Here is a 16,607-nt window from a genome sequence, read left to right as displayed (position 1 = left end):
CAGAATGCGCCCACTCGACGCCCCTTGCTCGTAAAGCCGTCTTACCAACTCCCGCATCCAAATCAATTCAAAATTCAAAATTCAAAATTCAGAATTCAAAATTCAAATACAATTCAAAATTCAAAATTCAGAATTCAAAAACCGAAGCAATTTTGAACTATGAATTCATAATTTTGAATTGGCTCGATTGCGTTTGGTTTTAACGACAATCGATGCTATAATTTTAATGATTTATTCTGATTCATTCAAAAGAGGACGCAAACGACTTTCTGGAAATAATTCAACAGCTATTAATAAACGCAACCAATATCGCGTTTCTCTCGCTTCCTTGAGTGCAATTTCCAACTTATGAACAAAATCCGCCGTGCTCTGGGCAGCTTGGGACTCCGACCCATTAGCCCCAATAGACGTACCCGAACGAATGAGTTGTTTAGAAAGCGTTCGAGCTACCCCTAGCTTTTCTTCCATTGCCTTGCAAAGATTAACAATCCGTACCGCAAAATCAAATGTCCGGTGCGTAATTGGGCTTACTTCACTCATTTTGAATTTTGAATTTTGAATTTTAAATTCTGAATTTTGAATTTTGAATTTTGAATTGAGTGTTCCTGTAGCCAGTCAAGCAAATCAGCGCTAGTCTGAAAATCCCACATGGCATCTGCTAAATTATCTAAATCCTGGGAATTCAACCCAACGATAGCTGCACTCAGTTGTGAGGCTATTTCTGGGAAACGGCGCTCCAGCTGTCCTAATAGTAAGCTTCTTTTCCCTTCTTCCCTACCTTCTAGTCTTCCCTCTTCCCTACCTTCTTCCCTACCTTCTTCCCTACCTTCTAGTCTTCCTTCTTCCCTACCTTCTAGTCTACCTCGAATTTTTGCCTGTTCAATCTGTTCGATTTGCCATTGCGCCTCAAACTCTTGGGTACTTAAGATACTGGCTTCGTAACTTTTGTTGTCCATATAACGCTTGTATGCCGCTCTTTCTTCGTCTGAGAGATTATTGACTCTTAGGGTTTCCTTAGCTTCCACCATTCCTAATGCTCCAAATTCCTCCTTGATCTCGCTGTTTTTGAGAAAATAGATCCATTCGTCTAGGCTGTTTTTCGCTATCCCCTTAAAGTTCTTTACTTTCAGCAGGTAGTATTCTGGAAAGATATCTGCTACTTTTTCAATCGTATATTTTCTTTCTTGAGCTAGGGTAGGTTCCAGGATATCTCCTTGATTCACTCCCATGAACTCGGAGCGCAGACGATAAATATAGTCATCTCCCTTACCGAGGTTAAAGTAGACGATATTCACTGAGTAGATTTTCCGAATTTTGCCGTACTCTTCCCCTTGTTCAAGATATTCCGTGACTAGCTGGGAAACACCGTAGAGCATCCGATGAAAATAATCGAGTTGGGAGTTGTTTTGCACTTCGATGAGGACTAACTCGGAGTTTTCGGTTTCCGCCAGAATATCAACACGGTTGCTTTTATCTTCCTCTGTCTGTTGATTGCCGACCTTTTCGAGAAGGGTTTGGATTTTGATCTGTGTATGTAATAACTCGCTTAAAAACCCTTCCAAGACTACATAATTGGCTTTATTGCGCAGTAGTCTTAAGATTGCCCAATCAAAGCGTATATGTCTGGTAGCCATGGTTGGTGTGCTGGTATGACTACATATATTATAGATAATGATTTATTTCATTAACCATTCCCGTGTTGTTGCTGCCGTGCCATTAACTGTTGGAAAAAAGCTTGATGCTCTGGGGAAGGCGTTGCTGAATTAAGGAATGAATGCGCGATAATCTGGTTTTATTAAAGCCCCCGTTGGTCCCCCAAGCGAGGCAGGCGAAACCATACCCAGAATCAGCAACGCCGGTTATTAAGCACCTTTAACTTTGAAATTAGTAGTAATAAACATGCCAGTACCCGAGTATTGAGGAGTAGCGTCGGGAATTGGTGGTCCCGGGCCTGGTGGTGGTTGCTGGGCTGGGGTCATTACTTGAAATTTGGCAGTGAACGTGCTGCCTTTGAGCAACACAGGTTTACCACCAGACTTATTTTTTTTAGCTTTTTGATTGCCCCCCAGGGATTGAATCGAGAGAGTACCTACACCTGGTATACTGTATTGTGGGGTCATATACATACAGCCCGGTACTATCACTTTTTTCTCATCCCCATCCACACACACAGGCTTGCCATTAATTGTGTCCTTGCCAGAACCCGCCAGCGTACCCGGTTGAGGCACCACAGTTGCGGCCCCAAAGGTAGGGTTAAACATGGCTTTATCCCCTGTAACCAGAATAAAATCAGCCATTAAGCACTACAAAATTATTTCTTCAAGGTTTAGCTCCAGGGAAACTAGTGCAGCGAGGCGGAAATTTCCCACCAATTTGAAAGCGATTGAATCAATACTATCTAAGCATTTTGAATTTTGAATTTTGAATTTTGAACTCCGCTCACATTGTCTGATGACTCCCCTTGTTCAGATTCACTTTATTACCCGACAACTCCACACTAGCCGAACCCTTCTTCAAGTTAATTGCTGAAGATGTTATTTCCACCACTGCCGATGTGGTCTTACTCATTTTTACCCCTGAGTCTGATAGCTGTACTTTCGATTTATCCTTCTCTAGGTTGAACGCACTTTCTGTTAACTCCGCAATTGACTTACTCTTCTTTAATCTAATCTTATCTTTATTCAGCTCCACCTCTACCTGCTTTTCCGCCAGCTTAATACTCTCCTCGGTTATTGTAACCAGAGAGTCCTTTCCATTCTTCAACTCGATCGCCTTTTCGGTCAATTTAGCGGTCGTCTTATTATTATTGTTGATTTCTATTCCATTTTCATCAAATAGCACCTTCAGGGGCTTATCCACCACTGGTTTAGCCACCTCTAGTAACAAATATTTTTTGCCTTTACTCAGACTGCTAACGGATATCGTAACCCCTTGAGTCTTAAACATCTGAAACTTCTCAGGCTCCCCCGCCGTAGTCGCCTCAGCTGCCTTTTTAGGCAGTTCATTCGGGCACCACAAACAGCCCGTCCAAATTGGGCGCTCTCTATTTCCACCCTCAAATTCTACCCAAACCTCCGAGCCTTTCGGCGGAATAGCAAACATGCCAATATCTTTGCCTGCATAAGGAACACAAGGTTCAGCCCACAAGCACTGATCTCCCAAAACTGACGGTACGCTCACCTCAATGCGACCGCGCTTGTTTAGATCCTTCGTATTCGTTACTGTACCGCGATATTTACCAAAGAAATTATTCATACTTTTACAACCGGAACAGTTGTCCCCAAACCTTCACGGGTCAAAACAAAACTTTGTTTATACTTTCCCACTTCTAAAGTATGAGTCACACTTTTGACATAATAAAGTCCGTCGTAACTTTTGCCAGCCCCTCGCAAACCAACTAAACCCCTTGCCCTCAGTAGACTACCATACTTCTGGGCATCCAGTACACCCTCAACGGTAAGTACCTTGCCTAGAGAAGTATCAGTGATCGACTGGACCCCAGCCTTAGCCTGGGACTGATTTAATCCCTGAGGTGGCAGCAAGCGCTTGCGCACTACGGGCTGCTTCAAGGCTGAAGAGCTAGCCAGGGACGGACTCTTGCTCTTGGCAGATTTTACCTCCTTGGGCTTATTTTTCTTACAGTCCAGCAATTCTCCAGATGCCTGGCTAGCCGCCAGTCCATCATACTGAAAATTAATCGAGTCCACATTGCTATGCCACCCCATATTCACAGATATTGCTGACTGGGGGACACCCAACTTCGGAGGCGGTCCCCAATAGGCGGTATTAGTCAGTGGCACTGGTCCGGGAGAAATAAAAAATACATAGCCATTGTGCTCCGCCATCTCCAAAATGTATTGGAGATCTGTACCGTACTGGATCGGAATATATTCCGTAGGCAAGGGGGGTTTATCCCCTGAAGGGGGCTTTACTTTGGGAATAATACCGTATTTGGCGTACTTGCCAATAATTTTAGTGGTGATCGCCGTTTGATTCTGGGATGGATGCTTTTCTATTTTTTCTTCCATATCCATCATCACACTGACATCTTCCCCAGTCACGGTTATCGTTGACGGGACACCCGGTTGAGTACTTGGTTGTAGTTGCTGGTTGGTAATTATACCATCGCTGAGAACGTGAGGTTTGCCATTGAAGGTCACCACCAGGACAACTCTGTTAAACTGCTTTACCTGCTTTAGTAGGGGATAATCTAAATCTGACTTCCCGCTGGGACTGACCGAAAAGACTATCTGAAAACCTGATCGCCCAGTATCGCTATTAGTTACTTCAACACTAGTCAGGGATTCAAGGAGCAAGCGAGATGCTGGTTTAGGCACTGTCGGTCCTATTAAAATCGTTAATTGTACACCCAGGAAGACCATTTATTTTTCTATTTGGGGCTAAATTGTTAAATGGGTTCAATAATATAGGGCTGCGGGATCCGTATCTGTTTACCCGGGGGTTCTAGCAGCTCGAAGGGATTCATGGTATTGTTGGCATCGCATACTTGCCAAAACATTTCTGGAGAGCCGATGTACGTATTGGCAATCCGATCAAGGCGATCGCCTTCATTTACTGTCAATTCTACCTGCAACTGCAGCTTTTCACTCTGGGGCAGAAACCGCCTGCGCTTGTAGGCTATTATTCTACCGTCTGGGTTGGTGAATTTTTCGGTTTCTAAATAGTAGTAACGGCTTGTTTCGTCAAACATAAGTGTTTCTGGCTACCGCCTCAATGTCGTGTCTCAAAGTTTATCCTAATCCACTGATGCTGTTAACCATGTTCACTGCTGCCATCAGTTCCTTCGCGATTTGATGACCCATAAACATAGTACCACCCATGCTTGACAATTTTAAGTCGCTATAGCTGAGTACTTGCATCTCTAGGCTAACTTCCGAGCGGATCGGATTGAGATTCACATCATAAGCAAGTTCTTCTATGCTCATACTCTTAATCTGTACTGGTACAATCCGCTTCACTCCCCAAATAAACACTGTTAGTGGAGGACTTTTGGGCAGTAGTTCTATCGTTCCTGCTAGCAACAGAGCCTCCTTAGCGATCACCTCCACGCTCATCGGATATATTAGGGTTTCCAATGCAGCTAACTGGGGATGTATTCCCAGATTGACGGCGGTGCCATCTGCCTTTTCCAATTGATCGGTGGCATCGAGTTCTATTTTCAGACTGATTGTTTCTTCTGGTGGTAGGCTAATTTTTGTTGACTCATGCTTTTCGTTACTAGCTAGTCGGGATGTCAGCGAGCGCGTCATCGTTTCTGGATTATATTGGAAAACGATCACCTTGGGTAGGGGAATCAAGGGATCGATTGAGGCGATCGCCCCTTTGAGGGTACGTGGGGAACCTGGAAATGCGCTCATAGAGTTTTTCTATGGATTAACTGCAATCTATTTTACCTTCATGGGCACCAGCTTACTCCCCTGAGTTGCAACGCCACTATTTAGCCCGATCACCTTACATATTATTTAGATAGATGGCGTTATGTTCAGTTTTATTAAGCAGCGCTGATCCAATCTCAGGATATGGTAGTCTACGATAACTTGGGAGTATAGCATTTTTCAATTTGGTGAGGTACAGATTACCTGGTTTTATGAGACAGGGAAAAAAATCCTGTGTGCCTCATTAGACTTAAAAACGCTAGTTATTTTTCTAAATTGTCAATCTACTTGGAGCCTTGGCTTCCTTATCGTCTCTAAAAGATAAATTCTCCAGTCGCGAAAAATTGATGACAGATTTTTTTGGTAAATACCGGGGTAAAGTCAAAAAAAATCAAGACCCCAAGAAGCTCGGTCGCCTTCAAGTGATTGTTCCCGAGGTTTTAGATGCAGACAACGAAAACTGGGCTCTGCCTTGCTTGCCATACACGGGCAAAGATATGGGGATGTTTACAATACCACCATTAGGTGCCAACATCTGGGTTGAATTTGAGGGAGGTAATCGCGATCGCCCGATTTGGACAGGTTGCTTTTGGATCAATGAAGAGGTGCCTAAGGAAGTTAAGGCTGCTTACGAACAAAATGGGGATCCTGCTGAGATTCAAGTTTTTAAGACGGAAGACTTAATTTTAATCTTGAGTAGGCGAACTCAAAAAGAAGGGGTCACCTTAGAGATTAAATTACCTAAAAAAGATAATAAAAATTCCAAAAAAGTAATTAAATTGACGTTAGATAAGAAAGGAATTGAAATCAAGCATGATCAGCAGACGCTTTTAAAATTAACAGAAGATTTGATAGAGTTGAAAACTAAGGAAACAGGAGTAGATATCACTGCTAAGCAGATTCAACTAAAGGAGAAGGAAGGTGGTGAGGGTAAACTGGAGGAATCGGGGATTGAATTAAATAAAAAATCATCTACAGCGAAATTGACAAACGACGGTATTCAGCTCAAGAACGGTAAATCAGAGATGCAACTAGCTTCCTCGGGGATAAAAATAAGTAATGATGGCTCGGAAATAGCAGTTAATTCTGCTATAGATGTCAAGAACAGTGGCGGTGCAAAGATTAACCTATCTCAGGTTAAAGTAAACATTAATAATGGGGCACTGGAAGTAATGTAAGTAGTTAGTGATAAGATTTAAAGTAAGCTATCAGCTATCAGCTATCAGCTATCAGCTATCAGCTATCAGCTATCAGCTATCAGCTATCAGCTATCAGCTATCAGCTATCAGCTATCAGCTATCAGCTATCAGCTTTGAAATAAAACAAGTAAGCATTCGTTTAATCTTTGTTACGTCAGCTGAATGCTGAATGCTGAATGCTGAATGCTGACGGCTGACGTTTTCAATTAGACAAACTTGAGTTAACAAATGGAAATTGCTTATCCTTTTGAAATTGACGAAAATAAGCGAGTAGCAGAAGCGGACTGGCCAGAACATATCCGTCAAATGATCGAGCAAGTGCTATTCACGACTCCGGGAGAAAGAGTCAACCGCCCTACTTTTGGCACGGGTTTAATGCAGTTGATTTTTGCTCCTAATAGCCAAGACCTCACTAGTTCTGTTGAGTTGATGGTACAAAGTTCTTTACAGGAGTGGTTGGGGGAACTGATCCACGTAGAAGGACTACAGGTAGAAACTGAAGATACCAAGTTAACTGTGACAGTGGTCTATATAATTAGACGCAATCAGCAACGGGAAGTGGCTAAATTCGAGCAGGGAGAATAAAGGACTGTACAGTAATGGATAGCGAATTCAGACATCAGCGACGGATGGCAGTGAGCGCTCATCCGATTCAGATCGGGCTTGATTATATCCAAGTTGAGTGGCTAGAAGATACTGAAGACGAGTGGAATCTGCTAGTCTATTTCATTCCTGCAGCACCAGGTTTGGAAGGCAAACAGGTGGCTCCCGAAACAGTCACTTCTGGTAATATCCAGATTACCAAAGGTGGTGTGGTTAGCAATGACGTTGAGTTACTACCAGCCACGCCAGAAACACCAGTAATCATAAAGGGGAATCGGCTGCAACTCACAGTTAAGCATCCGTTGACATCATCAGATAGTGAGGAGCAGAGCAATTCCTATCAATTAAAACTGATTAATATACCTAACCTAGATCCGTTCTTTGAAGAGCTGAGCTTTGGCTTCCGAAAACCCGAGCAGATCTCCACGAAAATTGATCCGCAACAGCCCCTACTTGGAGAGCTGAAAACTCAGGAATCCATCGAAATTACCTATCTGGCAAAGGACTATAGCAGCTTTCGCCAATTGATACTTGATCGCCTATCGGTGGTAATGCCTAAATGGCGAGAGCGCAATCCAGCTGATATTGGAATAGTTTTAACAGAAATATTAGCTTATACGGCTGACAGCGCCAGCTATTATCAGGATGCAGTGGCAACAGAAGCCTACCTGAGTAAAGCTCGACAACGAATTTCTATCCGTCGCCACTGCCGTCTGGTAGACTACGTATTGCATGAAGGCTGTAATGCTCGGGTTTGGGTATACCTAGAGTTACAGTCTGGGATGGAGCCAGTGATGCTCCACAAGGACTCCATGGTCGTTACGGGTGCATCAACATTGCAGCCAGTGCTAAAGTCTGATTCCCGTGAGGCTCAAGAAGTGCTCAAGAAAAAGGGGGCTAAGGTTTTTCAAACCCTACACGACCTGGAACTGCGATCAGAACACAATAAAATTGAGTTCTATGCTTGGGGGGCTTCTGAGTTTTACTTAAAAAAAGGTACCACAAAAGCGACATTAGTAGGACATTTAAAACATTTGCAAAAAGGTGACCTGCTGTTACTCGAAGAGGTGAAAAACCCGCAGACAGGGGAAGACGGCGATCCGGAGCACCGTCAGGTGGTGCGTTTGACTATGGTCAATTCTCAGGTAGAAGACGTGATCGGAGGTAGATTTAAGGACCCACCAGATAATACAGCAGTGCCATTGACTGAGATTGAATGGGCTCTTCCCGATGCACTCAAATTCTCTCTGTGCGTCGCTAAACCTTCTTGCCCGAAAACTACTGATCCCCTCAGCCTAGCCCGGGGTAATATTGTACTTGCCGATCACGGCAAAAGTCAGGAAGACAATAACATGCCTAACGTGCAGGCATCAGGGGACTATCGTCCCCAATTGTCTAAAAGTGATTTAACTTACAGCGAAGTTTACAAGCACGAACAGGCAAAAGAACAGCCCGCAGCAGAACTATTACAGCAAAACCCTCAAAACGCCGTACCAGTCTTGTGTTTACAATCTTCTGCTAGTAACAGTGGTGATTGGGAAACCTGGTATCCACAACCCGACCTTTTGAATAGCAATCAGTTTGCTTCAGATTTTGTTGTGGAAATGGAGAGCGATCGCACAGCCTACCTGCGTTTTGGAGACGGAAATTTGGGTAAAGCCCCCCTAGCCGGTTCGACAATGAAAGCGAGCTACCGCAGTGGTAACGGTACTGCTGGTAATGTGGGTCGAGAGGCGATCGCTTATCTGCTTCCCCACGATAGCAATTACTACGTAGAACTGGTTGGGAAAATTGCTAAAATTTACAACCCCTTAGCTGCCGAAGGTGGTATAGACCCCGAACCGATCCCCGACGCCCGGCTGAATGCCCCTCAGGCTTTCCGCATTCGTCAGAACTGCGTTACAGAAGCAGACTATGTTGAGGTAATGCAACGTTACCCGGAGGTGCAAAAGGCTGCTGCCCAACTGCGCTGGACTGGTAGTTGGTACACTATGTTTATTGCGGTCGATCGCTATGAGGGCAAACCGATTGACGATGCTTTTAAGCAGGAATTGCGCGACTATATCATGCCATTCCGATTGATGGGTCACGACCTAGAGATTGTGGAACCGACCTTCGTTCCGTTGGATATAGTGTTACAGGTAACACTTAAAGATGGCTATTTCCAAAACAGTATCAGACGCGCTCTTGAGGAAACCTTTGGCAACAAAGATTACAAGAGTGGCAGGCGCGGTTTTTTTCATCCAGATAACTTCACCTTCGGTCAACCCGTTTTCCTAAGTCGCATTATTAAGAAGACAATGGACATTGATGGGGTGTACCGGGCTGAAGTTAGCCGTTTTCAGGTTTGGGGTCGGACACCTCAGGATGAACTGAACCGAGGTGTAATCGCCACTGATACGTTGTCCATTGTGCGAGTGGATAATAATCCTTATACTCCAGAGTATGGTTTGATCGAGTTTGAATTAGAGGGGGGCATATGACATCAACACCAGAAAACCAACCAGAACCAATTTACAATCCACCAGGGCTGACAGCCCTCTCTTATCGGATTGCTAGGCATGATGATAGCCTCAAACGGATGAAATCCGAGTTGCATACTCAGACAATCCCCCCTAATCAAAAGGATGGTTCGCGACCCCTAGGGAAACTGACCGCTAGCCACAACGATGACCCTGCGATCGCATTCTTAGATGGTTGGGCAGCAGTGATGGAAGTGCTGACGTTCTACCAAGAACGGATCGCGAATGAAGGCTTTGTAAACACGGCAACCGAGCGACTATCGTTACTGGAACTGAGTCGGACGGTGGGCTACGAACTAGCTCCAGGTGTTGCTGCCAGTACCTATCTAGCTTTTACAATCGAAGAGTCAGAGGATGTACCGGAAATTGTCCAAGTCCCCGAGGGAGTTACAGTCGAAAGCGTACCCATCGCTGATGAAGACCCCCAGGTATTTGAGACTGTAGAAACGTTGGAAATGCGGGGGGCGTGGAATTTACTGCAACCCCATTTACCCTCAGAAATTGTCCCGCAAGAAATAAGCGAAGACACCGTATCACTCAAGCTATCGGGTACTGAAACTCAGTTGGAAGAGGGCGATGCTCTATTGATAGTAGAGGAGGAAATAGAATTATCTGATCGCGTAGCGTGGCCTTTGGCCTTAGGTGTTTATACGACTGAAAGTCTTTATACTCCAATAGCAACAGTCGAAACCGATGACGAGCTAGATTATACTACTGTTGCTTGGGAAAAAGGTTTGGGTTGGGAACCCCGCAGCGAGATCCAAGTCTTTGCTTTACCGGAACAAGCCACTCTATTTGGTAGCGAGGCTCCTGAATGGAATGAACTGAGTCCGGAGGAGCAACGCCTGTACAGTGATGACACCGGTGGTGTTTTTAACTATATTGACCAGCGGGAGTGGACGTCAATTTCCACAAACTTGTTGAAAAATGCTGATGTTCGGGCTTTGGTGCGGGAGCAAAATACTGGTAGTCTTTTTGTCGGAACTCATAATGGCATCTTCCGCTCTAGGGATGAAGGCAGAAATTGGGTAGAGATTAACAAAGGTTTAACAAATCTTGATATCTACTCTCTAGCAGTTAATGAGAAAGGATATATTTTTGCAGGGGCGACCGAGGGGAATGTCTTTAGAAGCATTGACCAGGGAGAAAGCTGGGTAGAAATAGGTAGTGGGGGGATTAGTGTTGTCGAACATAAAATTACGATCGGAGGGGTACCAGACCCATTACACGAATGGGAGCCCATAACAACCAGTTTGCCCAGCAGTATTATCCGCTGTCTTGCTGTTTCTGGGAATATCATCTATGTGGGTACTGAATATGGTATTTTTAGGTCTCAAGATAGTGGGAGAATCTGGGAGGATATTAATAACAGAGATAGTAACTCTATTGGCTTGAATGGCACGATTATATATTCAATTGCGAGAATTAAAAAAGATACTACTTATTATATTTTTATTGGGACTGACCAGGGTGTATTTCGTGCCGAGGAAAATGACCCTGGGCAGATAACGTGGACAAAGATTAACAATACTGACACCCTGAACGATGAAAAAAATGTATATTCACTAGTTGCGGTTAAAATTGATGATCATGATTATCTATTTGCCGGAACAAACACAGGGGTATTTTTATGCGACAATCCTTCTGTTGCTCCTGGTAGTAGTGTAACTTGGCAGGAGATTAACAACGAAAATCTGACAAATGAAACTACTGTCTATTCCCTAAGTATAGCGCCTAAGGGAAGCAGCAATGATTATATATATGCAGGGACAGACCGTGGTGTATTTTACTCCCATATTGACACAAGTAATCCTGATGATGTTGTTGTAAACTGGGAAGAAATCAATAATGGATTGATAAATCAGGAAATTCGTAGTATATTAGCCAATTTTGATGCAGCCCAGGAAGAAAAGCTATTCGCCGGAAGTTGGTTTGATAGCCTGCACACAATGGACTGGCCAGGGTTTGCGATCGCAAATCAGCAACATATCGATCTCAATGATATCTACGATAATATTTTCCCAAATAGTTGGGTGGTATTGAAGCATGAAGAAAGTAGCCAGGCTTATAAAGTTAAAAGCGTAGGGACAGTTTTGCGCAATGAGTTTGGCGAAAATGGTAAACTAACCCGGATTCAACTGGAAACTACTCAAGCAGATTTGAGTGCCTTTGGAGGAGATAAATACCGCGAAACTCTAGTTTTAACCGAAAGTGAAGCCTTAGAACTCTACGAGGAAATTATCTACCGAACAAAACTGCCAGTGGAAGGGGATGAAATAGAGTTAGATAAAGTAGTCCCAGGACTGGAAGAAGAGCGGAAAATAATTATAAGTGGCAAGCAAATGCGAGCTCAAATCCCTCCCATGGGAGGGGTTGTTCGCCAGTCGTTGTTGAGTGACAAAACTTGGGCAAATTTGACTCAACTGTGGACGTATACTGATGTTAATGATTTGTTAATTGACCAGGAAGCTGATAGGGAAACCCTATTTACTGGAACAGCAACAGGAGTCTTGCATCTGGAACTGGGAAGCGATGAGTGGTTGGACAGGAAAAGTATTGACCCTTCCCAACAGAGTATTCAAGTTCTAGAGTGCTACTCAGACAGTGGCTCCGACTACATCTTGGCAGGGACAGCAGCTGGAGTATTCCGATATGATGGCAGATTCTGGCAATCACTGAATAATAAGAGCTTGACCAATACCAATGTGGTTGCTCTGACTAGCTATGTAGAAGATGAAATTCGTATCATCTTAGCAGGGACAGCAAGCGGAGTTTTTCGACATGATGGCACTAGCTGGAGCCCTCTGAATGATGGCTTGACAAGTACTGATGTCCGTGACCTGACAAACTATTTGGAAAATGGCTCCCGCATCATCTTGGCAGGGACAGCAGGGGGAGTATTTCGAAATGATGGCACTAGCTGGAGCGAGCTCACTGGCTTGACAAATCCTAATGTCCGTGCTGTAGAGAGCTATCAAGAAGGCACCTCCCGCATCATCTTAGCGGGCACAGCAGGGGGAGTATTTCAACATGATGGCAGTAACTGGACCGAGCTAGCTGGCTTGACAAATCCTAATGTCCGTGCTGTAGAGAGCTATCAAGAAGGCACCTCCCGCATCATCTTAGCGGGCACAGCAGGGGGAGTATTTCAACATGATGGCAGTAACTGGACCGAGCTAGCTGACTTGACAAATACTGATGTCCATGATGTAGAGAGCTATGAAGAAAGTGGCTCCCGCATCATCTTAGCAGGGACAGCAGGGGGAGTATTTCGACATGATGGCAATATCTGGAATGCTCTGAATGATGGCTTGACAAATACTGATGTCCGTGATGTTGAGAGCTATGAAGAAAATGGCTCCGTTATTATCTTAGCGGGGACAGCAGCGGGAGTTTTTCGAAATGAGAATAGCAGCTGGAGCGCACTTACAACTGATTTGCCTACAAGCATCGGGGCATTGGAAAGTTACGAACGCAATGGTATTTTCTACATTTTCGCAGGAACAGGACAGGGTCTATTTCGCCGAGAACACAATGGCATTAGTTGGGATTTAGATACTGATTTAGGAACTGGTAATGTCCAAGATTTGGAGATTTATACAGAAAAAGGCGATCGCTATCTGTTGGCCGGGACAGCAGATGGCCTATTTCGTCTAAATCTGGATCGAGGGGATGGAGAATGGGAAAATATTACCTATGACTTGACAAAGACTGATGTTCGTGCTTTGACAACTTATATAGAAAATGGAGTACGTACACTATTTGTGGGGACCACCGAGGGAGATATCTTTAGCTTAAAGTCCGATTCCCAATCCTGGATTAAATTTGATAATAACGTTCCCAATAAAGAAGCTATAACAGCTCTGGCGACTTATGTATTATGGGGCGGACGCTATTTGTGGGCAGGGACAAATTTAGGAGTATTTCGCCTCAAGCTGGGAGAAAATGCCTGGGAAGAATTTAATACTGACTTACCCAATAAACAGGTTAAAGCTCTAGATATTTATCAAGATAGTGGGGATATCTCCCTGTTGGCTGGCACCATAGAAGGCATATTTGGTCGGGATCTGACAGATTTAACCGCTAGCTGGAATAAGTTTTCTGATAGCTGGGACAATGGTGAAAAAGAAGTCAGGGTTCTGAAAACTTACCAGTACAATGACACACGCTATATATTGATAGCAATCGGAACAGGAGACATATTGAGTCGAGACTTTGGTGGGAATAGCTGGCATAAACTTGATGATGAAGGATTGACAAATACAGATGTTCGCAGCCTGACGATCGATACTCAAGGTAATTCTAAATACCTATTGGCAGGAACAGCAGGGGGTATATTTCGCCAGGAACTGAACCAACAGCAGAGATGGGAACGGTTTGATAATGGCTTGACAAATACAGATGTAAACGTGCTGGAGATATACGAACAAAACGGTTCTCGCTACATCTTGGCGGGAACCGGAGAAAATGTATGTCGCCGCAATCTGGATGATCCTGACCAGACTTGGCATCACTTATCCAGGGGATGGATAAATCGCGAAGTCCGTGACCTCAAGATTTATACAAAAAATGGCAAGTGTTATATCTTTGCAGGGACATCTGATGGAGTATTTTGCTTGAAGTTTAATAATAGCGAGGATGACACCCAAAGCTGGATTTCCCTGAATAATGAGGATAGTAACAATAGCTTGCCTGATAAAGATGTGCGCGCCCTCGATCTTAAAACACAAGATAACAGGCTTTACATGTTCGTGGGGACAAAATCCGGTGTATTTAGAAGTTTTTTAACTTTAGAATCAGAAGAGCAGGCAGAGGATTTGAGTTCAAAGCTAAAATCTGTGGAGGATTTGCCAAATTCAGACCTAGAAGAGCTAGAAAAGTCGTTGGTAGAATTCCTTTATCAAGTCTCCTCAGCTCTCGGTGCTTTTTCAGGGCAATTAAATCCGGTTTTAGCTTCTCAAACTTATCAGCAGACTCTAAACATTACTACAAAACCGAAGGTTTCGGGTTGGGAGCACGAAAATAGGGCTTTAACCAACAACAATGTCTATAGCTTAGCGTTAGATACCCAGGATAATGTAACCTGGCTATTTGCAGGGACTAAAGGTGGTAATATCTATCGTCGTGCTATCTTCCAGGAAGATAGTCAGTGGATACAAATGCGACAAGCCCTAGCTAATGATGTCCGGGCGATCGCTATTAGCAGCCAAGGTCAAGTATTTATTGGCACACGCAACCACTGTATTTTGAAAGGCACCGAAAGTATAGAATCAACAGAAATACTGCCTGGAGACTCCCTGTCTATCCAACAGCGTCAGGAACTCACGGAAGATAATACCTTAAACGCAATGCCTTCAGAGCAGGTTGTGATGCCAGGTAGTTTAGTGCGCTGGAATCTGATCGATAAACTTGGGTTTAAGGGGGAGATAACCACAAAACCAGGGGAAATCCTTCTGGAGGCGGCAACTGAAGCTGACAAAATTATCAGTGAGGTTGCTTCCTTAAAAGAGGTAATCCAAGGACAGCAGCGCACAGTGATTAAGCTAGTTGAACCCCTCCTGAATACCTACGATCGCACCACAGTGACCATCAACGCTAATGTGGCTTTGGTTACCCACGGGGAAACCGTTGCTGATGAAGTGCTCGGTAGCGGTGATGGAACCAAGATGAATCAGGAATTTCTCCTGAAAAATCCACCCTTAACCTATGTTTCCGCAGATACAGCTACCGGTAGCGAAAGCACCCTGAGCGTGCGTGTGGATGGTTTACTGTGGGAAGAAGTTACCTCCCTTTATGAGTTAACATCCCCAGAACAGCGGTATATGACACGGATAGACGATGATGGCAAAACCCGTGTGATCTTTGGGGATGGCTACAAGGGGGCACGACCTACAACTGGGGAGGAAAATATCACTGCTACCTATCGTACAGGTATTGGTCCTGATGGTGAAGTCGCAGCTAACACAATCTCTTTAGTACAAAGCGCACCCTTAGGTGTGGTGGAGGCAACTAATCCCCAAGCCGCAACGGGTGCAGCACCACCAGAAACTCGGGACGAAGCACGGCAAAATGCTCCCCTGAAAACGCGGTCTTTGGATCGGATTATTTCTTTGCAAGATTACGAGTACTTTATCGGTGGCTTCTCTAGTATTGGGAAAGTTATTGCTACTCAGTTGCAAACGACGGCAAATTATGGTATGGTACAAGCAACGATAGCTGGTCGCAATGGCGCACCAGTTGAACCTGACTCAAATCTTTACGCTCAAATTAAGCAAGCTGTTGAAGACGTAAGGGATCCCACTCTCAGCTTAGGTGGTGGTCCGGCATCTCAGTTCAGCCTTGACAGTTACCAGGGTCTATTGTTCAATATTAAGGCGAATCTCTGGATTAACTGGCAATATGTGGCTGATACTGTAATGAGTGATGTAAAAAAGGTGCTTAAGGAGGCGTTTGCTTTTGACAAGCGTGCCTTTGCTCAGAATGTAACTGCTGCAGAGATCCTCCAGTTAATTCAGTCAATTCAAGGGGTTGATGGTGTAGACTTGGATGCCCTTTACTTAGATGGCTACGATAAAACGTTCAACCAATTCCTAGAAGCAAAACCAGCCTCTTGGAATGGCCTTGAGGTGGAACCGGCTCAACTGCTATTACTCAATCCGGTCTCAGGCAGTATTGAGTTAGAGACACGGTAAGCATTCAGCCGTCAGCCGTCAGCCGTCAGCCATTCCCGTAGCGTGGCCATAGGCCAAGGCTCACGCTATGGGGATAAACTGTTACCTTAGCGTGTCCACAAGCCTTTAGCTGATAGCATCTCAAGTAGCACCTCAAGTAGCCCATTAGCTGAATGCTGATAGCTGAATGCTGACGAGACACGGTAACGAATCACC

General features: G+C 44.4%; 11 protein-coding genes. 4 read left to right on the top strand and 7 right to left on the bottom strand.

The window, feature by feature from the left end; translation table 11 throughout:
• Positions 1 to 231 precede the first annotated feature (231 nt).
• The 7 genes from F6J90_RS32785 to F6J90_RS32755 all read right to left on the bottom strand — a co-directional run bounded on the left by F6J90_RS32785 (position 232) and on the right by F6J90_RS32755 (position 5,378).
• Positions 232 to 540 carry a four helix bundle protein gene (locus tag F6J90_RS32785; protein ID WP_293103660.1) on the bottom strand — a complete coding sequence of 103 codons (309 nt, stop codon included), beginning with the start codon at positions 538 to 540 and terminating at the stop codon, positions 232 to 234.
• Positions 537 to 1,634, bottom strand: coding sequence for a PD-(D/E)XK nuclease family transposase (locus F6J90_RS32780; RefSeq protein WP_293103657.1), 1,098 nt, complete (start codon positions 1,632 to 1,634; stop codon positions 537 to 539). The genes F6J90_RS32785 and F6J90_RS32780 overlap by 4 nt, the downstream gene beginning before the upstream one ends.
• A 228-nt stretch (positions 1,635 to 1,862) precedes the next feature.
• Positions 1,863 to 2,297 carry a hypothetical protein gene (locus F6J90_RS32775; protein ID WP_293103654.1) on the bottom strand — a complete coding sequence of 145 codons (435 nt, stop codon included), beginning with the start codon at positions 2,295 to 2,297 and terminating at the stop codon, positions 1,863 to 1,865.
• Positions 2,298 to 2,439: 142 nt separating this feature from the next.
• Positions 2,440 to 3,255: a phage baseplate assembly protein V gene (locus F6J90_RS32770; RefSeq protein ID WP_293103651.1), complete on the bottom strand. Its 816-nt coding sequence runs from the start codon at positions 3,253 to 3,255 to the stop codon at positions 2,440 to 2,442.
• On the bottom strand, positions 3,252 to 4,337 hold the full coding sequence (locus F6J90_RS32765) for a hypothetical protein (protein ID WP_293103648.1): 1,086 nt from the start codon (positions 4,335 to 4,337) through the stop codon (positions 3,252 to 3,254). Before F6J90_RS32765 ends, F6J90_RS32770 begins: the two co-directional genes overlap by 4 nt.
• Before the next feature lie 71 nt (positions 4,338 to 4,408).
• Positions 4,409 to 4,711, bottom strand: a complete 303-nt coding sequence (locus tag F6J90_RS32760) for a hypothetical protein (protein ID WP_293103645.1) — start codon at positions 4,709 to 4,711, stop codon at positions 4,409 to 4,411.
• 40 nt (positions 4,712 to 4,751) lie between these two features.
• Positions 4,752 to 5,378, bottom strand: a complete 627-nt coding sequence (locus F6J90_RS32755) for a hypothetical protein (protein WP_293103642.1) — start codon at positions 5,376 to 5,378, stop codon at positions 4,752 to 4,754.
• A 365-nt stretch (positions 5,379 to 5,743) separates the two neighbouring features.
• On the opposite strand from F6J90_RS32755, the gene F6J90_RS32750 reads away from it, so the two are divergent.
• The 4 genes from F6J90_RS32750 (at position 5,744) to F6J90_RS32735 (ending at position 16,412) form a co-directional block, all read left to right on the top strand.
• Entirely contained in the window at positions 5,744 to 6,574 is an 831-nt protein-coding gene (locus F6J90_RS32750) for a phage baseplate assembly protein V (protein ID WP_293103639.1), read from the top strand.
• A 249-nt stretch (positions 6,575 to 6,823) separates the two neighbouring features.
• Positions 6,824 to 7,180 carry a GPW/gp25 family protein gene (locus F6J90_RS32745; RefSeq protein ID WP_071104674.1) on the top strand — a complete coding sequence of 119 codons (357 nt, stop codon included), beginning with the start codon at positions 6,824 to 6,826 and terminating at the stop codon, positions 7,178 to 7,180.
• A gap of 14 nt (positions 7,181 to 7,194) precedes the next feature.
• Complete coding sequence (locus F6J90_RS32740; protein ID WP_293103636.1) at positions 7,195 to 9,681, top strand: putative baseplate assembly protein; 2,487 nt, start codon at positions 7,195 to 7,197, stop codon at positions 9,679 to 9,681.
• Entirely contained in the window at positions 9,678 to 16,412 is a 6,735-nt protein-coding gene (locus F6J90_RS32735) for a hypothetical protein (protein WP_293103632.1), read from the top strand. Before F6J90_RS32740 ends, F6J90_RS32735 begins: the two co-directional genes overlap by 4 nt.
• Positions 16,413 to 16,607 lie beyond the last annotated feature (195 nt).

This window comes from Moorena sp. SIOASIH (assembly GCF_010671925.1).
In the GTDB taxonomy this organism is placed as follows: Bacteria; Cyanobacteriota; Cyanobacteriia; order Cyanobacteriales; family Coleofasciculaceae; genus Moorena.
Note: the sequence above shows the minus strand (reverse complement) of the source record. Positions and strands in the feature narration are given on the sequence as shown.